Below are 306 nucleotides of genomic sequence, written 5' to 3'. Positions count from 1 at the left end.
ACCTCCCCACACCATCTCGTCGGACGTCCCACCGGACCACCGAGCTCAGCAGCTGAAGACGCTGTACGAGCTGAACGGGGCGTCGACGACGATCTCTTCGTCGAGCTCCTGCAGGGCCAGAATGTCGGCCATTACCAGTCACCTCCCCTCACCATCTCGTCGGGCGTTCCACCGGACCGCCGAGCTCAGCAGTTGAACAGGCTGTACGAGCTGAACGGGGCGTCGATGACGATCTCTTCGTCGAGCTCCTGCAGGGCCAGAATGTCGGCCATTACCAGTCACCTCCCCACACCAAATCGCCGGACG

It is taken from the genome of Kitasatospora sp. NPDC086801, assembly GCF_044745805.1.
In the GTDB taxonomy this organism is placed as follows: domain Bacteria; phylum Actinomycetota; class Actinomycetes; order Streptomycetales; family Streptomycetaceae; genus Kitasatospora.
This window is presented reverse-complemented; position numbering follows the sequence as displayed.